The sequence below is a fragment of the Confluentibacter sediminis genome, assembly GCF_003258355.1.
Lineage (GTDB): Bacteria > Bacteroidota > Bacteroidia > Flavobacteriales > Flavobacteriaceae > Confluentibacter > Confluentibacter sediminis.
Window position 1 is genome coordinate 150,604 of sequence record NZ_QKPO01000007.1, and the last position, 22,858, is coordinate 173,461.

The following is a 22,858-nucleotide window of genomic DNA, read 5'->3' on the forward strand; positions in this document are numbered from 1 at the left end:
TAATTTTTGTTTAAAAAAATATCTTACTAAGATAATGAAATTTCATAAAAAGAGTTTACCCTTTATTGCTGTTGTTGCTGTTGTTGCTGTTGTTGATGCTGAATGATTTCTAGATTTTGTAAATAGCTATTAGTTGTTGTTGGTACAAAATCTTTTGTAGATGGATAATCTAAATAATTGTTTTTTGTGGTGCTAACCTCTACTTTAACGAACAAAGATTCTTCGACATTCCCTTTAAAAACACCTTTAACGGGGGCACAGTCGTCATAACTTCTTCCAACAGCTAAGCGCACATGGTTTTCGTTTGCAATGGCATTGTTTGTTGGGTCTACACCAAACCAGCCATAAAAAGGAATATAAGCTTCAATCCATGCATGTGTAGCGCCTTCTCCTCGTGTTATAGCTTCGCTTGGGCATATATACCCACTCACATAGCGAGCAGGAATTCCAATAAGTCTAACTAGTTGCAATAAAACATTGGTGAAATCTTGGCAAACGCCTGCTTTTAAGTTCCAAACTTCATCTAAAGTAGAGTTTACCGTAGTAATTCCTTGAATGTATTTAAAGTTTTTATATACATATTCGCAAAGCTGTAAAACCACTTTATAAGGGGAATGATTAGTAGTGTCAATAGTTTCTATTAAATTTAAAACATCTTGAGTATTAGCAAAAGCTTTATTATGTAAGATGAAATCAATAAAATCTATTTGCTTTTGCATGGGTTTTAATGCTTCCCATTGTTTGTCGATGGCTACGTTGTCGTCTGGAAAAATTTTATCAAAAGTTACCACTTCAACTTCAGATTCAATAAGAAGTTCTTTATGAGGTTCGGCTATCATAAAAGTTCCGAACGTATTATTATAAAAATCTTTAAATGTTTGAATATAAGCATTATTGGTAACGGCTATGGTATGAGACAATACTTTTTGATAGTCATCATTTATAGGATGAAGCCTGACTAAATTTGCAGCGTCAATTACGTTATCACTATAGGTGTATTTGGTAAGATGTTTAATATAGAACTTTGCCATAATTTATTGAATCAATTATTTTGTGAAAAATAGACGGCATTAATATTTAACGATATATCACGAATATCAGTTTTAATATCGTTTATAAAGTTTTGTAAACCTTGCTTGTTAATGTTTTCAATAGTCGTGTATTTAATAGTACTCTCTAATTTTCCAAGTAAAAATTCAATATTATTTTTTTCGAGTTCACCGCTTTCAATAAGTTGGTTAATGTGCCTGTTTAATTTGTTTACACAATAATAGACCGATCTAGGGAACAATTTATCTTGAAATACCATTCTAATCACATGATCTTCATTAAAAGTAGATTTATGGGTCTTTAAATATAACTGATAACCACCAATGGATAACAATAAATTTTTCCAATAAAAGCTTTGTTCTAAACTATCAGATGTTTTTCCAATTTCAACAAGCTTAATGGCTGTAAAATCTGAAATTTGAATAACACGCTCTAAAAATTTCCCAACATTCATGAAATAATAAGAAGCACCTCTTTCTTGGGTAATATCGGAAGTTCCATTATATATTAAATGATAATTTCTAAGATCTTCCAAAAATTCTATAGGATCATCTTCTCGAAGTTTTTTAGGTAAATCTTTATTGGTTAGATATAGGTAATAATTATTTATACATAGCCATAATTCCCGAGAAATATGTTCTTGAACGCTTCGTGCATTTTCTCTGGCTTTGGTGATAATGTTTATAATAGAGTTTGAATTTTCATAACTAAACACCATAAATTCAATACACTCTATGGCATCTTCGGTGTAAAACTCATTATCTGAAGTTGTAAAATTTTTAATGATTGGTGTCCAGGAAAAAAGCTCAGGAGAGTCTTGATTGGCATAAAAATTCACTTTAAGTAAATTTAAAATACCGCTTCCACGTTCCATATACCTGTCCAACCAAATAAGATTATTCGCTACTCTACTTAACATATGTATGTTTTTCTAATTTTTATTGAATTACCCAAGTGTCTTTACTGCCGCCTCCTTGAGAACTATTTACTACTAACGAGCCTTTTTTTAAGGCGACCCTCGTAAGACCTCCAGGGCAAATATCTATCCCGTCTCGACCAGATAAAGCAAAGGGCCTTAAATCGATACAGCGCGGAGATAATTGACCATTTATGTAGCATGGTGCTGTAGATAATCTTAATATAGGCTGTGCTATAAAGTTTCCAGGTTTTTTCTTGACATTATCTAGATAGTCTTTTATTTCTTCGTCAGACGCTTCATGCCCCATTAGCATGCCATAGCCACCACTACCATCCGTTTTTTTAATAACCATGTCTTTTATGTTTTTTGTGACATATTCGAGTTCATCTGGTCGTCCTAATTGATAGGTTTCTATATTTTTTAAAATGGGCTCTTCACCTAAATAATATTTTATCATATCTGGTACATAGATATAGATGGCTTTATCATCTGCTATGCCTGTTCCTGGAGCATTTACTATATTAACATTGCCTTTTCTGTAAACATCCATAATACCAGCAACTCCTAAAACACTTTTGGCGTTAAACTCTAAAGGGTCTAAAAAATCGTCATCTACACGCCTGTAAATAACATCTACTTGTTTTAGTCCATTAGTGGTTTTCATGTAGACAAAATGATTCTTAACAACCAAATCGCTGCCCTCAACCAATTCGATACCCATAAGTCTGGCTAACGTGGTGTGTTCGTAATATGCTGAATTATAAATACCTGGAGTTAAAAGGACAATGTTAGGGTTTAAATTATTGGAAAGTTCCTTTAATTTTTTGTAAAGCATGTTAGGGTAATTAGATACCGATCGTACACCACTTTTTGGTAAAATGCCAGGAAATAAGCGCTTAGATATTTCCCTGTTTTCTAGCATATAGCTAACCCCAGAAGGTGTGCGTAAATTATCTTCAAGCACATAGAACTCACCATCATTATTACGAATTAAATCGACACCAGATATATGTACATACACATCATAAGGAACTTTCACGCCTTTCATTTCACGTAAAAAATTGGGGCAAGAATAAATTAATTCTCCGGGTATAATACCGTCTTTAATAATGAACTGTTCGTTGTATATATCCTTAATAAAAAGGTTTAAAGCTTTAAGACGTTGTTTTATGCCTTTTTCTATTTTATCCCACTCATTAGCCGTTATAATTCTTGGAACAATGTCAAAAGGAAATATTTTTTCTATACCTTCATTGTCACTGTATACCGTAAAGGTAACACCTTGACTCATGAATAAGTGCTTAGAGAGTTCTTCTTTTTTGGTTAGTTTTTCGGGAGATGTGTTTTTTAAATATTCAATAAACCCCTCATATTGAGCTCGTAATTTTGAATCTGTGCAGTACATCTCATCCCAGGTGCTTGGTAGTTGGTTGTATGATGAAAAAAGATTGTTGTTTTCCATAAGTTTTTATGTCTCTAAACAAATGTAAAAAAATGCTGAAAAATATTCAATGAATCAGCATTTTAAGTAAATAAAATTCAGTATTTATTTGTTTTTGTTAAAAATATCGTCACTAAAAAATTAAATATATAGATTTAGCATAACTTAATTGATTACTTCATAATGTATGTGAAAAGTTAAGGAAATAAATTTTCTTTAATTTATAATATTGCGCTATTATTTTACATGATTATTTTTTTTTAAACATCAGGCAACCTTTTAAACACTATTAGCGTCTTTATAAATAGAACACATATGAAGCCACTTTTGAAAGTCATTCAACTTTATAAAAACGAAACCACCCTCATTAAAAAAGCTGCGGATAATAACCGTGAAGCCCAGCAGGCATTATTTGAAATACATGCACCCAAAATGCTCAGTGTTTGCCGGTATTATATTACCGATTTACAATATGCTGAAGACACCATGTTAAATGGGTTTTTTAAAGTATTTGCCCATTTAAAGAGTTTTAAAAATGAAGGCAGTTTTGAAGGTTGGATACGGCGTATTATGGTTAGAGAAAGCATATCGTTTTTACGCCAACAAAAACAAATTGAATTTTCAATTGAAGACGTTGCATATGAAAATGATTATGACGATAGCATAAACACAACTATTGAAGTAGCGGAGATACAAAAACTTATAGATGAATTACCAGAAGGTTATAAAATAGTATTTGTTATGTATGCTATAGAAGGCTATAAGCACCATGAAATTGCAAGTATGCTTAAGATTACTGAAGGCACATCAAAATCGCAATTATTTAAAGCTAGAAAATTATTGCAAGAAAAAATTAAAAAGATAAATACTACAAGTTATGGCACCAAATAAATTTGAAGAACATATAAAAGAAAAGTTAGAGAATAGAACACTGCAGCCATCTCAAGATGCATGGAAAGCATTATCTGAACGCTTAGATAACCAATCCCAAAAAAACAAAAACACATCTTATTGGTGGTTAGGTTTAGCTGCGAGTATGGTTGGCATTTTATTAGTTACAACGTTATTTTATAAAAAAGATGTAGACGCTAATCCTGTTATAGTTAATAATCCGAATAGCATTGAACAAAATGATAGTGAAAAAGAATTTAAGATTAAAGTTGTAACACGTGATTCTAATAAAAGCCTAGAGCCAGAATTAAAAAAAGAAATAATAAATAACAAGAAGGTTGTTGTAGCAAATAATAGTGATACACAATATAAAGAGTTAAAAAAAGAACCGGTTAAACTTGCTGAAGTAGCCACAAATGAATTGACATTTGAAGAAGAAAAAATCAATGCAGTTGTTGCACAAATTAAATCATTAAAGGATAATAATTTAGAGGTTACAGATTCAGAAATTGATATCTTATTGCTCAAAGCACAAAAAGAAATCAATTTACATAAATTAATCGACAAAACCACAGGCGTGGTTGATGCCAGATTGTTACTTCAAGAGGTTGAAACAGATATCGATCAATCATTCAGAAGGAAAGTTTTTGAAGCTTTAAAAGAAGGGCTTGGTACTGTGAAATCGGCTGTAGCCAATCGGAATAATTAAAATTCATCATTAATCAAAATTAAATCAAAAAACGAACAGTTATGCAAACAATTACAAAGAATTTAGTACTGTTGGTACTTATATTCAGCATGCAATTAATCAATGCGCAGGACACCATTCCAACAATTAAAAATCAACGAGATATAGAATTGCTGGAAAAAACTAAAATCAATATTCAAGAAGAGGAGAAACAAAAATTAAAAGTTGAAGTAGAAGCTATTAATAAGAAACTTGATAATGGGGATATTACAGGTCAAGAGGCTGAGAATCTAAAAATGGAGGCTGCAAAAAAAACCACTATGAATATTGAAAACAGAATAGCAATAGTTGATAATACAATAGCGCTTTTAGAAAGAAATCAAAAGATTGATAATGATATTAGAGAAGATAAGTTAACATTTAGAATTGGAGGAAGTGAAGGTGGCGATGTTGGTTTTATTTATTTAGGGAAAGAGGAAAATGACAAGCCTAAAATAAGAAAATATGATAGACGTACTTCAAGCGATTTTGTATTAGCTTTCGGTTTCAACAATGCCATTATAGAAGGTGAGAGCTTAAATGATTCGCCTTATAAGTTTGGGGGCTCACGTTTTTTTGAAATGGGTTGGGCTTGGAAAACTCGTGTGTTTGATAATAGTAATTTTATGAGGTTGAAGTATGGTGTGTCCCTTCAAATAAACGGATTAAAGCCAAATGACAATAATTATTTTGTTCAACAAGGCAATCAAACCGTTCTTGAAAACTTTCCTTATGAATTGAAAAAAGCAAAATTATCTGTTTCTAACTTAGTATTTCCAGTTCATTTTGAGTTTGGGCCTTCCAAAAAAATAGAAAAAGATGATTATATGAGATATTCCACTAACAATAAATTTAAAATAGGCTTGGGCGGTTATGGTGGGTTTAATATAGGGACACGCCAAAAATTAAAATATGAAATTGATGGGGAGCGCACAAAGGAAAAACAAAAACGAGGTTTTAACACCACTAATTTAGTATATGGAGTTAGTGGCTATATAGCTTTTGGTGATACAGCATTATATGTTAAATATGATTTATCACCCATTTTTAACAATCAAGCTATTAAACAAAATAATATTTCTATTGGAGTAAGATTTGATATGGATTAAATGAACTCATAAATGAAGAAGCAAAAAAGCGATGGAATTTTTTCCATCGCTTTTTTTACTAAAAAAAACATCCTAAAAACTTTATGAAAAAAGAGGTTTGTACTTTTTACTATTATTGATTAGTAGTATAATATTTAAAAAGGCAACAACTACAGCTGGCCAAAATTTACTAATATCATTGTTAGTCATATTGAAAATCAAGAACGATACTGTTAAAGGAAATAATACAATCACTATAAATGGGGTCCATTTATTTGTAACCAGAAGTAAACCAATTACCATTTCAAAAATATATAAATAAGGTAAGTACATGGCAATGGCATCAATAAAATACCTCGAGTCTTCTGGCATTTGTCCGTAGGAAGTTGGTAAAAAATGTAAAAATTGATTTAAGGCATATATCATTAGAAATAATCCTAAAACAATTCGCGACCATTTATAAACATTGGATTTCATAATATCATGATTACTAATTCAAAAGTATTATGATTTCATGAAAGAAAATATGACGAATATCATAAAGTCTTAAATGTCAGTAATTTTTCAATTTTCAATATAAACCTGTCCTCTATGAGGTTTTAAAGCATCTCTAATAGGTTTCATTTGGTCTTCATTTACGACTAAAAAAGCTGTGCTATGGGTGTCATTTAAAATTTCGGTGCCAGTAATTGAAATAGTTAGTTTTTCAGTAAGTATATACTCTTTTAAATGTTTTTCATGATGTTGTGCAATTTTATAGGCATCAGGTCCACGAAAATCCCAAATAAGCTTTAATTTGCGCATTGTTTTGTATTTTGAAAAGCAAATATAAAACTTCATTTTATTAGAGATCCCATAATAATATAAAAGCTTTTTAAACGTTTGTTAATGCAACTTGCATTATAGGTTAATATTAGTATTTTTGTCACTATTCTAAAATTTAAAACATTACATGAAGCTGAAGTATTTTTCTGTTTTTTTATTGACATTGTTTTTATTAGAAGGTCAAGCGCAATCAAAAAATAAGGAAGTTCTCTTTAGTGTTGATGGAGACTCTATTTATACCTCTGAATTTATTAGGGTTTATAATAAGAATTTGGATTTGGTTCAAGACGAATCGCAAAAAAATGTTGATGAATATTTAAATATGTTTATCAATTATAAGCTAAAGCTTAAAGAAGCTAAATCATTGGGGTTTGATAAAAAACCATCCTATAATAGAGAATTAACAAGTTACAAACAACAACTTGCACAAAATTTTGTAACCGATACCAATGTGACCGAAGCTTTGGTAGAAGAAGCTTATAATAGAGTTTCAAACGAAGTAAAAGCGTCCCATATATTAGTGAAAATAAACCAGAATGCCACTCCACAAGATACTTTAGAAGCGTATAATACTATTTTGAAGTTTCGAGATAGAGCATTGAAGGAAGGGTTTGAAACCGTTAGGAAGGAAGTACACAATGGTCAAACTGTTTTTGGTGAAAACTTGGGCTATTTTTCAGCTTTTAAAATGGTTTATCCATTTGAAACCGCAGCTTATAATACGAATATAGGCGAGATATCTCAACCTTTTAGAACCCAATTTGGTTACCATGTTGTTTATGTGTTAGATAAGCGTAAGTCTCGAGGGGAACGCACCGTAGCCCATATTATGGTAGTTGATAAAAAAGGAGATAGCATTGCTAATAATTCTGAAATTAGAATTCAAGAAATTTATAAAAAGCTCAATCAAGGCGAAGCTTTTGAAGCATTGGCAAAACAATTTTCCGATGATACAAGTTCAGCTTCCAAGGGAGGTCTGTTATCGCCTTTTACTGCGGGTCAGTTAAGCTCTCAAGAATTTGAAGATGTAGCTTTTGGTTTAACTAATGTAGGAGACGTGTCAAAACCATTTAAAAGTAATTTTGGTTGGCATATTGTTAAGCTTTATGACAAAAAACCAGTAGAGACTTTTCAAAATTTAAAATCCCAATTAGAAGCTCAAGTAAAACGGGATGACCGTTCTAAAATAATTGATGAAGCATTATACAATAAACTAAAAGTAAAGTATCATGTTAGCGACGAGCAACCTGCGTTAGCTTATTTTGCTTCTATTTTAGATGGACATTATTTTAAGCGTTCTTGGCAATTGCCGCAAGGTTTTGATGGAGAGAAACCTTTATTTAAAATTGGAAACAAACAAATCACGTATAAAGATTTTGGCGATTTTTTAGTAAAAAACCAACATAATGCGTCTATAAAAGAAACGTATATAGATATTATTACAAAAGCATATCATTCATTTTTGAATGCCAGTTTGGTGCAATACCAAGAAGATAACCTGGAATATGAAAACGAGGATTTTGCCAATATAGTTAGTGAATATAGAGATGGGTTGTTATTGTTTGATTTGATGGAAAATGCTCTTTGGAATACTTCAAAATCAGATTCTTTGGCCATTCAAAATTATTACGAAAACCATAAAGAAAAATACTTTTTTCCAGAAAGAATAGAGGCTATTGTAGCATCTTCCGCAAAAAAAAATGTGATAAAAAGAGTCTCTAAATTATTGGCTTCAAATATGAGTTTGGAAGATATAAAAACTCTTGTAAATAATAATGGTGAAATTCAGGTGCTTTTTACTGCAGATGTTATGGATGCCAGACATCAAGCACTTCCTGATAATTTTCAATTTAAAGAAGGCATTTCTAAAATATATAAACATCATGATGCCTTCGTTATTGTTCAAGTTAAAGATATACTGCCAAAACGATTAAAAAGTTTTGAGGAAGCTAGAGGTGAAGTGATTTCAGATTATCAAGTTGTTAAAGAGAACAACTGGCTTGATGAATTAAAAGCAAAATATAAAGTAATAGTGAATCAAGAATCATTAAATAAAGTAAAAAATCAAATTAACAACAAGTAGGTGCGTTTTAGAATCATTATAATATTTGTATTAGTTACATCCTGTCACTTTTTTAAAAAAGTTGACGACAGAAAAGTTGTTGCGCGAGTTAATGATAGCTATTTATATTTTGATGATATTAAAGATTTAGTATCTGAAGATACCAGTAAAGAAGACAGTATTCTTTTAGTTCAAAATTTTATTAATAAATGGGCCACCCAACAATTATTTGTAGATGGTGCCATGCGAAATTTAAGTGAAGAAAAACAAGAAGCGTTCGATAAGTTAGTCGTGCAGTATAAAAACGATTTATACACAAAAGCCTATATTGAAGCTTTGGTTAAAAGAAGTATAGATACTGTGGTAACAACACAAGAAGCTGAGAAATATTATGATTTAAATAAAGATGTTTTTAAATTAAATGAAGATCTTCTTAAGTTTCGTTATATTCATGTAAAAGAAAATATTATTAATTATAAAGATATTGAGCAAAAGTTTAAACGCTTTAATTTAAAAGATAGAGAAGAGTTGGATTCTTTATCCATTCAGTTTAAATCCTATTCTTTAAAAGATTCTATTTGGGTTAAAGCAAGCCAGGTAGTTGCCAAAATTTCAGTCATCACACCAGAAAACAGAAACGAACTGTTAAAAAAATCTAATTTTATACAGCTCAAAGATTCATTAGGAGTATATTTGATGCAAATTAATGATGTATTATTGCGTAATGATACCGCTCCATTAGAATACGTAAAACCTACTATAGACCAAATCGTTATTAATAAAAGGAAGTTGGAAATAATTAGAGAATTAGAAAAGGACATTACTAAAGATGCTATTAAAAATAAACAATTTGAAATTTACAATTAATTTGAAACACATAATCACATTAAGCTTAACATTGTTCTTTATAAATGTTATATCAGCTCAAGAAATTATTGAGGATGAAAAGGTTGAAAAGCCTGTAGAGGTAAAAGTAGATTCTTCAGAGGTATTCAAACCTCGTAAAATAGACGGCGTTGCGGCTGTGGTAGGTGATTTTATTGTTCTAGAATCCGATGTGCCGAAAGAAAGAGAACAATTAATAGCTGGAGGTGCAGATTTAGAAGATGTAACAGATTGCCAATTATTTGGAAAAATATTAGAATCTAAACTATACGCACATCACGCCATTCAAGACAGTATTATAGTTTCTGATGCTGAAGTTCGGGCAGAAGTAGATTATACGCTTGAACGATTTCTACAGTCAACAAACGGATCTATGGAGCGTCTTTTGGCAATTTATAAAAAGGAAGATGAAAAAACGCTCAGAGAAGAAATGTTTGAAGCTATAAAAAACAACAAGCTTTCTAGTAAAATGCAAGAGAAAATTGTAGAAGAGGTTGAAATAACACCAGAAGAAGTAAGACAGTTTTTTAATAAAATTCCAAAAGAACAAAGACCAACATTTGGTACCGAACTAAAAGTTGCTGAAATAGTTGTAGAACCCAAAATATCTGCTGAAGAGAAGCAAAAGATTATTGACCGATTAAATGAGTTTAAAAAAGATGTTGTTGAAAATGGTGCCAGTTTCCGTACAAAAGCCGTATTGTACTCTGATGATAAAGAATCGGCTCGATTGGGAGGTAAATTAGGTACCATGAACAGGGATAAACCTAGAATGGTTAAAGAGTTTAGGGAAGTTGCATTTTCAATGCAAGAGGGAGATATTTCAGACCCGTTTGAAACAGAGTTTGGGTTTCATATTATATACCTTGAGAAAGTAAGGGGAAAAGAATATGACGTAAGCCACATTCTTTTGATTCCTAAAGTGTCTGATGAGGCTTTAAAAGAAGCGAAAGAACGTATTGATAAAATAAGACAAAGTATCGTTTCTGGAGATATTACTTTTGCTGAAGCTGCCAGAGAGTCTAGCGATAGAAAAGAAACCAGGGGCGATGGCGGACAAATGATTAATCCGAAAACTCAAGATTATAAATTTGAGTTGACTAAAATGGATACAGAATTGTACACTCAAATTCAGAATTTGAAGGATAATGAGGTGAGTCCTGTGGTAACAGAAACCGAAAGAACAGGTCAAGTGAAATTTAAAATATTAACGGTAACGGATAGAATAGATGATCATGAAGCAGACTATGCTAAAGATTATTTGAAAATTAAAGAACTTGCTCTTAATGAGAAACGAATCAAAGCGATTGAAAAGTGGCAGGAAGAGAAAATCATGGATACCTATATTAAGATTGGCGATAGCTATAAAGATTGTGATTTTTCTAGTAATTGGTTAAAAAAGTAAGCATATGTCAGATGTCACTGCTGTAAAACAATTTGTAGAAAAATATAAAGAACTTAAAAAAGAAATAGCCAAAGTTATTATTGGTCAAGATGAGGTAGTAAACCAAATATTAATTTCTATATTTTCTGGTGGACATTCATTACTTATAGGCGTGCCAGGTTTGGCGAAAACCTTAATGGTGAACACCATAGCTCAAGCGTTGGGCTTAGATTTTAAACGCATTCAATTCACACCCGATTTAATGCCAAGTGATATTCTTGGTAGCGAAATTCTTGACGAAGACCGACATTTTAAGTTTATAAAAGGCCCTATTTTTGCTAATATTATCTTAGCAGATGAGATAAATAGAACTCCACCTAAAACTCAAGCAGCGTTGTTGGAAGCTATGCAAGAACGCTCGGTTACTGTGGCGGGACACCATTATAAATTAAGCTTGCCTTATTTTGTGTTGGCAACACAAAACCCTATAGAACAAGAAGGAACCTATCCATTACCTGAAGCGCAATTAGATCGTTTTATGTTTGCTATTAATTTAGACTATCCTTCTTTTGAAGAAGAGGTTCAAGTGGTAAAAGCAACAACAAACGATGAACAATCAAAAATAAATGCTTTGTTTTCAGCTGAAGAAATAGTGGGATTTCAGCATTTAATACGTCGTATTCCTGTGCCAGATAATGTGATTGAATATGCCGTATCCATGGTTGGTAAAACAAGACCAAATAGCGATGCAGCAAATAATTTAGTAAAAACTTATATTGATTGGGGAGCAGGCCCAAGAGCTTCACAAAATTTAATATTGGCTGCGAAGACTCATGCGGCTATCCTCGGGAAGTTTTCACCTGATATAGAAAATGTTCAAGCTGTAGCACATAGTATATTAAGGCACAGAATTATAAAAAACTACAAGGCAGAAGCAGAAAGCGTTACTGAAGAACAAATTATAAAGAGTTTGTTTTAAATAATAATCATTATTTCCCCAGAAAAAGTATTAAAAACCTAATCATATTAATTTATTATGTTACTATAATAAATTAATATGGCAGCTTTTTGTATTGAAGCGTTTATTTTTAAAACTTTACATTAATTTTGTAATTTGCAATATTAAAAACCGAAATAAATAATATAGAATTATGGCATTTGACATAGACATGATTAAGGGTGTTTACACCAAAATGGCAGAGCGTGTAGATAAAGCCCGTGAAGTAGTAGGAAAACCGCTAACGCTTTCTGAAAAAATATTATACAATCACCTATGGGATGGAACTCCAACGAAGGCTTTTACTAGAGGAAAGGATTATGTGGATTTCGCTCCAGACCGTATTGCTTGTCAAGATGCTACAGCACAAATGGCGTTATTACAATTTATGCAAGCTGGTAAAAGTAAAGTAGCAGTGCCAACTACAGTACATTGCGATCACTTAATTCAGGCTAAAGAAGGTGCGGCGGTAGATTTAAAACATGCTAACAGCGTAAGTAGTGAGGTTTTTGACTTCTTAGAATCCGTTTCAAATAAATATGGTATTGGTTTCTGGAAACCAGGTGCTGGTATTATTCACCAAGTGGTGTTAGAAAATTATGCCTTCCCTGGAGGTATGATGATCGGTACAGATTCTCACACAGTAAATGCTGGTGGTTTAGGCATGGTTGCTATTGGGGTTGGTGGAGCAGATGCTGTTGATGTGATGGCAGGTATGGCTTGGGAATTAAAATTCCCTAAATTAATCGGTGTGAAGTTAACGGGAAAATTATCTGGTTGGACAGCACCAAAAGATGTGATTTTAAAAGTAGCTGAAATTCTTACTGTTAAAGGTGGAACGGGTGCTATTGTTGAATATTTTGGACCAGGTGCCACAGCGATGTCTTGTACTGGTAAAGGAACCATTTGTAATATGGGTGCTGAAATTGGCGCTACCACATCGACATTTGGTTATGATGACTCTATGGAGCGTTATTTACGTTCTACGGATAGAGCCGATGTTGCTGATGCTGCTAATAAAGTAAAAAGTTATCTTACTGCGGATGCTGAGGTATATGCAAACCCAGAACAGTATTTCGATCAAGTTATAGAAATCAATTTATCGGAATTAGGGCCTTTGTTGAACGGTCCTTTTACTCCAGACTTATCAACGACTGTTGGTAAAGATATGAGTGAAAAAGCTAAAGCTAATGATTGGCCAATTGCTGTGGAATGGGGATTAATTGGGTCTTGTACCAACTCATCTTACGAAGATTTATCTCGTGCAGCTTCCATTGCACAACAAGCATTAGATAAAGGTATTAAGATGAAATCTGAATTGGGTATCAACCCTGGTTCTGAACAGGTAAGATATACTGCTGAACGTGATGGTATTCTTCAAGTGTTTGAAAAATTGGATGCTAAAATATTCACAAATGCTTGTGGGCCATGTATTGGTCAATGGGCGAGATATAGCGATCCTAAAAATGCACCAAAAAATAGCATTGTGCATTCATTCAATAGAAACTTTGCGAAGCGTGCCGATGGAAACCCAAACACACATGCGTTTGTAGCGTCTCCAGAGATCACCGCTGCGATTGCTATAGCTGGTCGTTTGGATTTTAATCCGATGACTGACAAGTTAATTAACGAAGATGGTCAAGAAGTGATGTTTGATGAACCAACTGGATGGGAATTACCACCAAAAGGTTTTGAGGTGAAAGATAATGGCTATTTAGCTCCAGAGGCCGATGGAAGTCATGTGGAGGTAAAAGTAGCAGAAGATTCTGAAAGATTACAATTATTAGAGCCGTTTGAGCCTATTGGGAATACCATTACAGGTGCTAAATTATTAATTAAAGCATTTGGAAAATGTACCACAGACCATATTTCTATGGCTGGACCTTGGTTACGTTTCCGTGGACATTTAGATAATATTTCTAACAACTGTTTGATAGGTGCTGTAAATGCATACAATCAAAAAACAAACTTTGTTAAAAATCAATTAACTGGAGAATATGGTGGTGTGCCAGATGTACAGCGTCAATATAAAGCGAAAGGCATTAAAACGATTGTTGTAGGTGACCATAACTATGGAGAAGGGTCTTCAAGAGAGCATGCGGCAATGGAACCAAGATTCTTAGGGGTTGCTGCGGTTATTGTAAAATCGTTTGCACGTATCCACGAAACAAACCTTAAAAAACAAGGGATGTTAGGATTGACGTTTGCTAATGAAACTGATTACGATTTAATCCAAGAAGATGATACATTTAACTTCTTAGATTTAAATGAATTTGCTCCAGATAAACAATTAACGTTGGAAGCTGTACATGCTGATGGAAGTAAAGATTTAATTAAACTAAACCATACATATAACGATGCTCAAATTGGTTGGTATAATGAAGGATCTGCTTTAAATTTAATTAAAATACAGAATGCATCATAGATTTATGATGTTATAAATTAGAAAAAATCCAGCCTTAAGCTGGATTTTTTAATTTATAATGTATAAGATTTATATTGACTAATCTCTTAATTGTAAGCTAATTTCAATTAATTTTTCTAAATATAATTTACTTGTATTATCTGCTTTATCGTGGGGTTTATCAAAAACGAGGGTTTGGGTTTTGTTACCCTTTTTGATATGAATAAAAAAATCAACATCTGCATAAATTTGTTGGTCAAGTACGGTGTTTTCTAATTTGAATAAGCCTTCAGGAATTTCTAAAAGAACCTTAGCAAGTTCAAATTTTTCATTTGGCAAGGGTTTTTTTTCAAAAGTCGTATTTTCCCAATCACTGAGTTCTATAAATTCACCAAATGTATCGGTGTTAGAGTCTTCATAAATATTTGTATTGGTTAATAAAAATAAATTTCGACAATCTCCACCGCATAGTCCGGAAATTTCACCGAATATAATTTCGTTTTTTGTTTCTAAAGTATCACTGGAACTGCAATTAAGCATTAGAATTGACAAAAAAATAAGTGTGGAAGTTTTTTTCATTTTAATGTGTTTATTATTAGATGGTTTAATGTGAATTTGGTTGCGTGAAATAATTCAATAAATTTATATAATCGTATTTTTACCAAAACACGTTTTATGAATACAAGAGAACATCAGCTAAAAGCTTTCGACAGATTATTAACCATTATGGATGAGTTAAGGGCGCAATGTCCATGGGATAAAAAACAGACTATGGAAACCTTACGTCATCTCACCATTGAGGAAACCTATGAATTGGGGGATGCGATTTTGGATAATGATTTAGAAGAAGTTAAAAAGGAATTGGGTGATGTGCTATTGCACATTGTATTCTATTCTAAAATTGGCAGTGAAACCAACGATTTTGATATTGCCGATGTCTGCAATAGTATTTGCGACAAATTAATTCACAGGCATCCTCACATTTATGGTGATGTAAAAGTGGAAAATGAAGAAGATGTCAAACGTAATTGGGAAAATTTAAAATTGAAGGAAGGTAAAAAAAGTGTTTTAGAAGGCGTGCCGAAAAGTTTGCCAGCATTGGTAAAAGCCAACAGGATTCAAGAAAAAGTAGCAGGCGTTGGGTTTGATTGGGAACAACCAGAACAAGTTTGGGAAAAGGTACAAGAAGAACTAAATGAATTTAAAACAGAAGTAGAATTGGGAGATAAAAACGCTATGGAAAGTGAATTTGGTGATGTGTTGTTCTCTATGGTTAACTATGCCAGATTTTTAAAAATAAACCCAGAAAACGCCTTAGAACGCACCAACAAAAAGTTTTCAAAGCGGTTTCAATATCTTGAAGAAAAAGCTAAGGCGATTAACAAATCACTAAAGGATATGACGTTGGCAGAAATGGATGTCTTTTGGGAAGAAGCTAAAAAATCTGATGCCTAATTATGGACAAAAGCAAAATAAAAAACATTGTTTTTTTGGTCATCTTGGTTGTTTTAATCATTCCGCAGACGAGAAAACCCATTCAAGTGTTGTTGCAAAAAGGCATGATGCTAATCAACAAACCTTCTGTTGAAGAAAAAGAAACAACAGCTAGGTTAACAGACTATAACTGGAACTTAAGGAATGGAAATAATACGATTTACAATCTCAAAGAAGCCAAAGGGAGAATTATATTAATCAATTTTTGGGCTACGTGGTGTCCGCCATGTATTGCCGAAATGCCCAGTTTACAAAAGCTTTATGATGATTATAAAGACAAAATAGTATTTCTTTTTGTGACGAATGATGGATTGAATGAAATCAATCCTTTTTTAGGGAAGCACGGTTATACCTTCGACACATATCGTCCCATCAGTAATTATTCTGAAATTTTTGATGTTACTTCCATTCCTAGAACGTTTTTAATTGATAAAGAAGGAAACATCATTGTCGACGAAAGTGGTGCTGTTAATTGGAGTAGTGATATCGTTAGAAATACCATTGATGGTTTATTGAAATAATTTTTATTAGAATATTTCTCTAAAGCAGTAATTATATAAAAGTTAAGACAATGAAAATAGTGGTTTTAGATGGGTTCACTTTAAATCCGGGCGACTTAACGTGGGATGGCCTAAAACAATTTGGTGATTTAAAAGTTTACGATCGTATGGATTTTAATTCCGAAAAAGTCATTGAAGCTATTGGTGAAGCCGAAGTGGTATTTACCAACAAAGTGCCTCTGGAGAAAGAGATCCTTGACAAAGTTCCTAACCTTAAATACATAGGGGTTTTGGCAACTGGCTATAACATTATAGATATGGAAACCGCCAATAAATTAAATGTTTTAGTTACAAATGTACCCGATTATAGCACCGCTTCTGTATCACAGTTTACAATGGGTCTATTGCTGGAAATGTGCCATCACATTGGCGATCATAACAGAGCGGTCAAAGAGGGAGAATGGACAAAATCATTGGACTTTTGCTTCTGGAATACACCACTTATGGAACTTGCGGGAAAAACGATGGGGATTATTGGATTTGGACGTATAGGTCAGACTACAGCAAAATTGGCACAGGCTTTTGGTTTAACTATAATAGAAGTAAGGATTTTTCTTTGGAATCTGATACCTGTAGGTACGTGGAACTGGAAGAATTATTTGAAAAATCAGATATTATAAGTTTACATTGTCCTTTGACTGAAAGCACAAAAGGCATCATCAATAAACAAAATATTTCCAAGATGAAAGACGAAGTGATGCTCATCAACACGTCTAGAGGTGGTTTAATTGTTGAAGAAGATTTAAAAAATGCTTTGAACTCCGGTAAAGTTGCGATGGCTGCGATGGATGTGGTGTCTTCCGAACCAATGCTTGAAAACAATCCATTACTAAAAGCGAAAAATTGCATCATCACACCTCATATTGCTTGGGCCACTAAGGAATCGCGAACGCGTATGATGGCTATTGTTACTAATAATCTGAAAGCCTATATAAACGGAACGCCCGTAAATGTTATAAAATAAATTAAAGTGTTTTAAAAAAGGCTTTTATAAAGGACCAAGAAAATAAGGACCACATAATTTTAAGTTCTTCTGTAAAAGTAGATTCTTCATCTAAAAAGCGAAATATAGTTTGTGTGGAATTTTTATCATAAAATTGTTGAAAAATCCATTCGCCTTTGTGATTTTCATCTTTTAAAACTTTCAAGAATACTTTGTCATAAAATTTAAACTTTCTTTTGAATAATTTATGTGAAGCATCTTTGTTTGCTTTCAAGTTCGTTAAAATTAAAGCAACCTTTTTTTCAGTATGCTTAAATGAATACCCTGTAGAGCCTTTTACCCAACCTCCACCAGTGCCAATTTTTGTGATGCCTTTGGTGTTGAAATCTTCAAATGGGAAATTCGTCATGGGGATTATACCTTTTTCGGTTTCAGTAATAGTATAAGTATCAATTTTAAGGAAATTTTTAATATATGTATTTATGAAATGGTCGTAAACAGTTTCATTCACGATGTTTTCCGTGAAATAAGTGAACTCCACCAAAGCTTCGGTTTCAGAAAAAGGTAATACATAAGTAAAGGTAGTTTGTTCGCCATCCTTTAATCTATAATCCATCATAATGATAGAATCTTTATCAAAAGTGGGTGCCTTAGTTTTAATTATCCAGCCTTTGAAATGTTGTTTGATGCTAGTGTGTTTTGAAGCAGTTTTTAGGAAGGTTTCAGGGATTCGACTATCAAAAACATGCGAAGCTGTGTAAATATGTTTATCGGTTTTTACAAGCACATGGAAAGTTTCTTCCGTGTATTCAACGGTTTCTAAAATAAAATGAATGTTTTTGTGTTGGTTTAGCAGCGTTTTGGCATGGTTGTAAAAATCAATACCTCGAATGGTTTTATAGGTATAAGGTTGGAGATTTAATGCTATTGTTTTCTTTGAGGTTTTTATTGTGGCACGAGACCATGATTTGTAAACAATACTATCCCATTGCGATGGAAGTTTTTCCCAAAAGCTCCATGTTTTGTCATTGCTGTTTTTTTTAGAAGGATCAATTAAAGCGATTTTCTTGTCATTAAAAAAGGAATCGGACGCAAATTTTAGGGCTAGTTGTAAACCTGCCAAACCATTTCCAATAATGATATAATCGAAATGGGTGTAGTTTGTCATTCTAAAGTTAGAAAAATCTATTTCTTGAAATATTTAAAAGGCACGAAAAGCATACCGAAGCATTCTCCATCTTCTTTTCCAATATGCTTATGGTGCATTTTGTGGGCACGCCTTACACCTTTCGCATACCAATTATTGGCATTTCTAAAGATTTTAAAGCGTTGATGAATAAAAATATCATGTACCATGAAATAGGAGAGACCATAAGCAAATATGCCTAAGCCTATCGGTAAACCAGGCCAAAAACTGGTGTGTTTCCATAGTAAAAAGAAACCAATGCTTACTATGGCATAAAAAATAAAAAAAGCATCATTGCGTTCGAACCAACCGTCATGGTCTTTTTTGTGATGGTCTTTATGCAAGCTCCATAAAAAACCATGCATGATGTATTTATGGGTAAACCAAGCCATAAACTCCATAAAGCAATATGTTCCTAAAAAAATAAGTATCCAGAATATGGTTTGCATTTTTGATTTATAAGTTACATTAAATTTAATTGATATTTTACATAACTACGCATTAAAAGTTCTACTTTTTTAGGATCTGAAACTCTAATCCTCGTATTTTTAATATGTAATGCTGGTGTTTTTTTTAATTTTTTCAATAACTGACTATAATATCTGTAGGCCATAAAAACACCAAATTTAGCTTCAATGGGCAATTTTTTTATGCCGCTTAGACCTTTTTCAAAATCGGATTCAATATCGTTTATAATATCTTGTTTCGAATTTTCATCTAAATTATTTAAATCTGCTTTTGGGAAATAGCTTCTGTTCAAATCGTCAAAATCTGCTTTTAAATCTCGTAAAAAATTAACTTTTTGAAATGCAGAACCCAAAGCCATTGCTGAATCCTTTAGTTCATTATACTTTTCATCGTTACCGTTTACAAATACCTTTAGACACATCAAACCAACCACGTCTGCAGATCCATAGATATAGGTTTTAAACTCTTCTTCAGTTAGATATTTTGATTTGTGTAAGTCCAATGTCATACTTTTCATAAAGGCATCGACTAAAGCCTTGTCGATATTGTATTTATGAAATGTATATTGAAACGAATTAAGAATGGGGTTTAAACTAATTTTATTTTTTAAAGCTTTTTCTAACTCAATTGAAAAATCATTGAATAAATTTTCTTTGTCATAATCGTGAAATGAATCTACTATTTCATCTGCAAAACGGACAAAACCATAAATATTATAAATATCACTTCTAATGGATTTATATAACATTTTTGTAGCCAATGAAAAGGATGTGCTATAAGTTTTTGTTACCAGCTTGCTGCAATCATAAGAAACGGTGTCGAATAGTGTTTTCATAAGGTTTGATTATGATATTTTAATACTAAATCGGCTACTAACTTTCCTGAAATTAAAGATGGAGGCACACCTGGACCAGGAACCGTTAATTGACCTGTAAAAAAGAGATTTTTTACTTTTTTACTTTTTAATTTGGGTCTTAAAAAGGCAGTTTGTGTTAATGTATTTGCCATTCCGTAGGCGTTTCCTTTATAAGAGTTATAATCTTTAATAAAGTCATTAATACAAAAGGACTCTTTAAATATAATATGATTTTTTGCTTTTTGCGATGTTAAAGTCTCAAAACGTGTTATTATTTTGTCAAAATATACGTCTCTAAGTTCTGGAGTATCATTTAATCCTGGAGCTAACGGAATTAAAAAAATACCAGCTTCTTTGCCTTCAGGCGCAGCATGATTATCTGTTTTGCTGGGAAAGCTTGCGTAAAATAAAGGATTTTCCGGCCATTTTGGGTTATCGTAAATAGCTTCTGCATGGACATCAAAATCGACATCAAAAAACAGGGTATGATGATTTACATTGATTAATTTTTTATCAAACCCAATATAAAAAAGTAGGGATGAAGGTGCGAATGTTTTTTTCTTCCAATAGTTTTCTGAATATTGCCTGTAAGTTTTATCTAAAAGCGTTTCGGTATGATGGTAATCAGCACCACTAATGACAATGTCTGAATGATAGGTTTTTCCGTTTGAAATAATACCCTTTGATGTGCCGTTTTCGACAATAATTTTTTCTACGGATTCGTTGGTTTTTATGGTAATCCCCAGTTCTTCAGCTAAATTTTCAAGCGCCAAAACGACTTCATACATGCCTTTCTTTGGATGAAAGGTACCTAAACCAAAATCGGCATAATTCATAAAATTATAAAATGATGGTGTGTCGCTTGGTTTTGCACCTAAAAAAAGTACCGGAAACTCAAGGATTTTTACCAATTTTTCATTTTTAAATTCTTTTCTAACATCTTTTTGAATGTTGCTAAAGAATTGATTTAGTTTTTTAATAGTAGCAGGAGTCACTAATTCTAATGGAGACATTCCAGGATTGTAAACCAAATCCTTTATAGCGATATCGTAATTACTTTTTGCCTTTTCAATAAATGTCCTTAGTTTTTTAGAGCTTCCTTGTTCTTCTTTTTCAAAAGCAACAATTATTTTTTCTAAAGTGTCTTCAATAGTGATGTAATCATCCTTTCCGAAGTAAACACGGTATGCTGGATTCAGTTTTTCAAGTTGATAATAATCTGAAGGGAATTTTCCAAAATCAGAAAAAAAGCGTTCAAAAACATCTGGCATCCAATACCATGTTGGGCCTATGTCAAAAGTAAACCCTTCTTTAATTAGTTGCCTGGCTCTTCCACCAATAGTTTTATTTTTTTCAAATAGGGTTACAGTATAGCCCTGTTTAGCTAAATAGCATGATGCCGCTAGAGAAGAAAAACCTGAACCGATTATTATAACTGATTTTTTCATATTGTTTAACAAATATAAAAAAAAGTTAAACAAAAATAATTTATTTATAAATCTTTAACTAAGTTTTCTATAGAGTTAAATGTAGTGACTTTTTTAGGAAGAACTAAAGTTTCAAGATTTATAAGCTTATTGCCCAAAAGAAATAATTTGGTATTTTCTTTATGAAGAAGCAACAGATTAAATTTATTTATATAATCAGGAATATCTTCTGCTTCAGGAAATACCGTGAAATAGGATATGAATGTTATGTCCTTAAAAAATTCCAGCAAATCTTTTAGACTTTCCATGGGTACACTTTCTCCTAAAAAAAGAGTATGATAGCCTTTGCTTCTTAATTGATAATTTATAAAGAGCAATCCGATGTCATGAATTTCGTTTTCTGGTAAAAAAAGAACAAATGTTTTTGATGAGGGCTTAGGTTCAAGACTTTGTATCCTTTCAATATTTATTAATATTTTTTGTTTGATGTGTACAGACAAAAAATGTTCATGGGCAGGAGTAATGGTATTGGTTTGCCATAATAAACCAATCTCATTTAACAAAGGTAAAAACACTGTATAGAATATCTCGCTAAAAGATTTTGTTTCTATCAGTTGATTGTAGGTATTATAAAACGAAATTTGATCAAAATTCATCATAGCCATTTTTAAGGCATTGAGAGCATGATCTTCAATTTTAGACCTAGACGCTATTTCTCTAACCTTTGCAGGAATTTCATCTTCTGTTAAATTGGCAATTTTAGAAATTTTAATGCCGTGATTGTTTAGGTAAGAAATGTTTAATAGTTTTTGAAAACTCGCTAAACTATAATGTCTTATATTAGTATCGGTTCTATTTGGTTTAAGTAAATTATAGCGTTTTTCCCAGATTCTAATCGTATGTGCTTTTATCCCTGTTAGATTTTCTAAATCTTTTATGCTAAAATTTACCTGGATATTGTTCATTTATACCTTATAACAGTTGAACAATATTAATTAAAATTAATTTAAGAAAAAATTGAATTTATGTAAGTGCGCACGAGAAGACTCGAACTTCCACATCCTAAACGGATACCAGCCCCTCAAGCTGGCGCGTCTACCAATTCCGCCACGTGCGCATTAAGATTTCGGCAAAAATAGAAAAAGTTAATTAATTAAACTTGTTTTTTTATTTTTCACTTTAAAACACTAATTTTTACTCTTGTAATATGATATTTGTCAAGATTGACATATAATAAATTGTCTATATTTA

General features: G+C 32.2%; 21 protein-coding genes, 1 tRNA gene and 1 pseudogene. 11 read left to right on the forward strand and 12 right to left on the reverse strand.

Annotated elements, in window-relative coordinates:
- Window positions 1-62 precede the first annotated feature (62 nt).
- From DKT72_RS07775 to DKT72_RS07785, 3 genes are read right to left on the reverse strand one after another with little or no spacing between them, the layout of a single operon-like run.
- Window positions 63-1,031: a transglutaminase family protein gene (locus tag DKT72_RS07775; protein WP_111308172.1), complete on the reverse strand. Its 969-nt coding sequence runs from the start codon at window positions 1,029-1,031 to the stop codon at window positions 63-65.
- Between the two features lie 11 nt (window positions 1,032-1,042).
- Complete coding sequence (locus DKT72_RS07780) at window positions 1,043-1,969, reverse strand: alpha-E domain-containing protein (RefSeq protein WP_111308173.1); 927 nt, start codon at window positions 1,967-1,969, stop codon at window positions 1,043-1,045.
- A 19-nt stretch (window positions 1,970-1,988) separates the two neighbouring features.
- Window positions 1,989-3,431: a circularly permuted type 2 ATP-grasp protein gene (locus tag DKT72_RS07785; protein ID WP_111308174.1), complete on the reverse strand. Its 1,443-nt coding sequence runs from the start codon at window positions 3,429-3,431 to the stop codon at window positions 1,989-1,991.
- Window positions 3,432-3,725: 294 nt separating this feature from the next.
- Between DKT72_RS07785 and DKT72_RS07790 the strand changes: the two genes are divergently transcribed.
- Genes DKT72_RS07790 through DKT72_RS07800 form a run of 3 tightly spaced genes read left to right on the forward strand, consistent with a single transcriptional unit; the run spans window position 3,726 to window position 6,137 of the window.
- Complete coding sequence (locus DKT72_RS07790; RefSeq protein ID WP_235841642.1) at window positions 3,726-4,301, forward strand: RNA polymerase sigma factor; 576 nt, start codon at window positions 3,726-3,728, stop codon at window positions 4,299-4,301.
- A complete protein-coding gene (locus DKT72_RS07795; RefSeq protein WP_111308175.1) occupies window positions 4,288-5,010 on the forward strand; it encodes a hypothetical protein in 723 nt (240 codons plus the stop codon). Before DKT72_RS07790 ends, DKT72_RS07795 begins: the two co-directional genes overlap by 14 nt.
- 41 nt (window positions 5,011-5,051) lie before the next feature.
- Window positions 5,052-6,137 carry a hypothetical protein gene (locus DKT72_RS07800; RefSeq protein WP_111308176.1) on the forward strand — a complete coding sequence of 362 codons (1,086 nt, stop codon included), beginning with the start codon at window positions 5,052-5,054 and terminating at the stop codon, window positions 6,135-6,137.
- An 81-nt stretch (window positions 6,138-6,218) separates the two neighbouring features.
- Here DKT72_RS07800 and DKT72_RS07805 read toward each other — a convergent pair whose 3' ends face one another.
- Complete coding sequence (locus DKT72_RS07805) at window positions 6,219-6,593, reverse strand: hypothetical protein (protein ID WP_111308177.1); 375 nt, start codon at window positions 6,591-6,593, stop codon at window positions 6,219-6,221.
- A gap of 87 nt (window positions 6,594-6,680) precedes the next feature.
- Entirely contained in the window at window positions 6,681-6,920 is a 240-nt protein-coding gene (locus DKT72_RS07810; RefSeq protein ID WP_111308178.1) for a hypothetical protein, read from the reverse strand.
- Window positions 6,921-7,068: 148 nt separating this feature from the next.
- On the opposite strand from DKT72_RS07810, the gene DKT72_RS07815 reads away from it, so the two are divergent.
- The 5 genes from DKT72_RS07815 to DKT72_RS07835 all read left to right on the forward strand — a co-directional run bounded on the left by DKT72_RS07815 (window position 7,069) and on the right by DKT72_RS07835 (window position 14,694).
- On the forward strand, window positions 7,069-9,024 hold the full coding sequence (locus DKT72_RS07815) for a peptidylprolyl isomerase (RefSeq protein WP_111308179.1): 1,956 nt from the start codon (window positions 7,069-7,071) through the stop codon (window positions 9,022-9,024).
- Window positions 9,025-9,870 carry a peptidyl-prolyl cis-trans isomerase gene (locus tag DKT72_RS07820; protein WP_220628096.1) on the forward strand — a complete coding sequence of 282 codons (846 nt, stop codon included), beginning with the start codon at window positions 9,025-9,027 and terminating at the stop codon, window positions 9,868-9,870.
- Window positions 9,833-11,293 carry a peptidylprolyl isomerase gene (locus DKT72_RS07825; RefSeq protein ID WP_111308180.1) on the forward strand — a complete coding sequence of 487 codons (1,461 nt, stop codon included), beginning with the start codon at window positions 9,833-9,835 and terminating at the stop codon, window positions 11,291-11,293. Before DKT72_RS07820 ends, DKT72_RS07825 begins: the two co-directional genes overlap by 38 nt.
- Before the next feature lie 4 nt (window positions 11,294-11,297).
- Window positions 11,298-12,251 carry an AAA family ATPase gene (locus tag DKT72_RS07830; protein WP_111308181.1) on the forward strand — a complete coding sequence of 318 codons (954 nt, stop codon included), beginning with the start codon at window positions 11,298-11,300 and terminating at the stop codon, window positions 12,249-12,251.
- Between the two features lie 172 nt (window positions 12,252-12,423).
- Window positions 12,424-14,694, forward strand: coding sequence for an aconitate hydratase (locus tag DKT72_RS07835; protein ID WP_111308182.1), 2,271 nt, complete (start codon window positions 12,424-12,426; stop codon window positions 14,692-14,694).
- 78 nt (window positions 14,695-14,772) lie between these two features.
- On the opposite strand, the gene DKT72_RS07840 is transcribed toward DKT72_RS07835, so the two are convergent.
- On the reverse strand, window positions 14,773-15,252 hold the full coding sequence (locus DKT72_RS07840; protein ID WP_162623265.1) for a hypothetical protein: 480 nt from the start codon (window positions 15,250-15,252) through the stop codon (window positions 14,773-14,775).
- 96 nt (window positions 15,253-15,348) lie between these two features.
- On the opposite strand from DKT72_RS07840, the gene mazG reads away from it, so the two are divergent.
- From mazG to DKT72_RS18510, 3 genes and pseudogenes are all read left to right on the forward strand, one after another.
- Window positions 15,349-16,128: a nucleoside triphosphate pyrophosphohydrolase gene (gene mazG, locus DKT72_RS07845; RefSeq protein ID WP_111308184.1), complete on the forward strand. Its 780-nt coding sequence runs from the start codon at window positions 15,349-15,351 to the stop codon at window positions 16,126-16,128.
- Between the two features lie 2 nt (window positions 16,129-16,130).
- Window positions 16,131-16,688 (forward strand): TlpA family protein disulfide reductase, encoded by a 558-nt coding sequence (locus tag DKT72_RS07850; RefSeq protein WP_111308185.1) that lies wholly within the window; start codon window positions 16,131-16,133, stop codon window positions 16,686-16,688.
- A gap of 50 nt (window positions 16,689-16,738) precedes the next feature.
- A pseudogene (locus DKT72_RS18510) lies at window positions 16,739-17,691 on the forward strand (D-2-hydroxyacid dehydrogenase).
- A gap of 1 nt (window position 17,692) precedes the next feature.
- On the opposite strand, the gene DKT72_RS07860 reads toward DKT72_RS18510, so the two are convergent.
- The 6 genes from DKT72_RS07860 to DKT72_RS07885 form a co-directional block, all read right to left on the reverse strand.
- A complete protein-coding gene (locus DKT72_RS07860; RefSeq protein WP_111308186.1) occupies window positions 17,693-18,838 on the reverse strand; it encodes a lycopene cyclase family protein in 1,146 nt (381 codons plus the stop codon).
- A gap of 17 nt (window positions 18,839-18,855) precedes the next feature.
- Window positions 18,856-19,305 carry a sterol desaturase family protein gene (locus DKT72_RS07865; protein WP_111308187.1) on the reverse strand — a complete coding sequence of 150 codons (450 nt, stop codon included), beginning with the start codon at window positions 19,303-19,305 and terminating at the stop codon, window positions 18,856-18,858.
- Window positions 19,306-19,319: 14 nt separating this feature from the next.
- On the reverse strand, window positions 19,320-20,159 hold the full coding sequence (locus DKT72_RS07870; protein WP_111308188.1) for a phytoene/squalene synthase family protein: 840 nt from the start codon (window positions 20,157-20,159) through the stop codon (window positions 19,320-19,322).
- A complete protein-coding gene (gene crtID / locus DKT72_RS07875) occupies window positions 20,156-21,628 on the reverse strand; it encodes a bifunctional phytoene desaturase/3,4-desaturase (RefSeq protein ID WP_111308189.1) in 1,473 nt (490 codons plus the stop codon). Before crtID ends, DKT72_RS07870 begins: the two co-directional genes overlap by 4 nt.
- 44 nt (window positions 21,629-21,672) lie before the next feature.
- Window positions 21,673-22,572: a MerR family transcriptional regulator gene (locus DKT72_RS07880; RefSeq protein ID WP_111308190.1), complete on the reverse strand. Its 900-nt coding sequence runs from the start codon at window positions 22,570-22,572 to the stop codon at window positions 21,673-21,675.
- Window positions 22,573-22,639: 67 nt separating this feature from the next.
- Window positions 22,640-22,724 (reverse strand) — tRNA-Leu (locus DKT72_RS07885).
- Window positions 22,725-22,858 lie beyond the last annotated feature (134 nt).

Bases quoted from the DNA above. Each gene is read 5' to 3' on its own strand.
- DKT72_RS07775 (WP_111308172.1), bottom strand. From the start codon at position 1,031: ATGGCAAAGTTCTATATTAAACATCTTACCAAATACACCTATAGTGAT.
- DKT72_RS07780 (WP_111308173.1), bottom strand. From the start codon at position 1,969: ATGTTAAGTAGAGTAGCGAATAATCTTATTTGGTTGGACAGGTATATG.
- DKT72_RS07785 (WP_111308174.1), bottom strand. From the start codon at position 3,431: ATGGAAAACAACAATCTTTTTTCATCATACAACCAACTACCAAGCACC.
- DKT72_RS07790 (WP_235841642.1), top strand. From the start codon at position 3,726: ATGAAGCCACTTTTGAAAGTCATTCAACTTTATAAAAACGAAACCACC.
- DKT72_RS07795 (WP_111308175.1), top strand. From the start codon at position 4,288: ATGGCACCAAATAAATTTGAAGAACATATAAAAGAAAAGTTAGAGAAT.
- DKT72_RS07800 (WP_111308176.1), top strand. From the start codon at position 5,052: ATGCAAACAATTACAAAGAATTTAGTACTGTTGGTACTTATATTCAGC.
- DKT72_RS07805 (WP_111308177.1), bottom strand. From the start codon at position 6,593: ATGAAATCCAATGTTTATAAATGGTCGCGAATTGTTTTAGGATTATTT.
- DKT72_RS07810 (WP_111308178.1), bottom strand. From the start codon at position 6,920: ATGCGCAAATTAAAGCTTATTTGGGATTTTCGTGGACCTGATGCCTAT.
- DKT72_RS07815 (WP_111308179.1), top strand. From the start codon at position 7,069: ATGAAGCTGAAGTATTTTTCTGTTTTTTTATTGACATTGTTTTTATTA.
- DKT72_RS07825 (WP_111308180.1), top strand. From the start codon at position 9,833: ATGCTATTAAAAATAAACAATTTGAAATTTACAATTAATTTGAAACAC.
- DKT72_RS07830 (WP_111308181.1), top strand. From the start codon at position 11,298: ATGTCAGATGTCACTGCTGTAAAACAATTTGTAGAAAAATATAAAGAA.
- DKT72_RS07835 (WP_111308182.1), top strand. From the start codon at position 12,424: ATGGCATTTGACATAGACATGATTAAGGGTGTTTACACCAAAATGGCA.
- DKT72_RS07840 (WP_162623265.1), bottom strand. From the start codon at position 15,252: ATGAAAAAAACTTCCACACTTATTTTTTTGTCAATTCTAATGCTTAAT.
- mazG (WP_111308184.1), top strand. From the start codon at position 15,349: ATGAATACAAGAGAACATCAGCTAAAAGCTTTCGACAGATTATTAACC.
- DKT72_RS07850 (WP_111308185.1), top strand. From the start codon at position 16,131: ATGGACAAAAGCAAAATAAAAAACATTGTTTTTTTGGTCATCTTGGTT.
- DKT72_RS07860 (WP_111308186.1), bottom strand. From the start codon at position 18,838: ATGACAAACTACACCCATTTCGATTATATCATTATTGGAAATGGTTTG.
- DKT72_RS07865 (WP_111308187.1), bottom strand. From the start codon at position 19,305: ATGCAAACCATATTCTGGATACTTATTTTTTTAGGAACATATTGCTTT.
- DKT72_RS07870 (WP_111308188.1), bottom strand. From the start codon at position 20,159: ATGAAAACACTATTCGACACCGTTTCTTATGATTGCAGCAAGCTGGTA.
- crtID (WP_111308189.1), bottom strand. From the start codon at position 21,628: ATGAAAAAATCAGTTATAATAATCGGTTCAGGTTTTTCTTCTCTAGCG.
- DKT72_RS07880 (WP_111308190.1), bottom strand. From the start codon at position 22,572: ATGAACAATATCCAGGTAAATTTTAGCATAAAAGATTTAGAAAATCTA.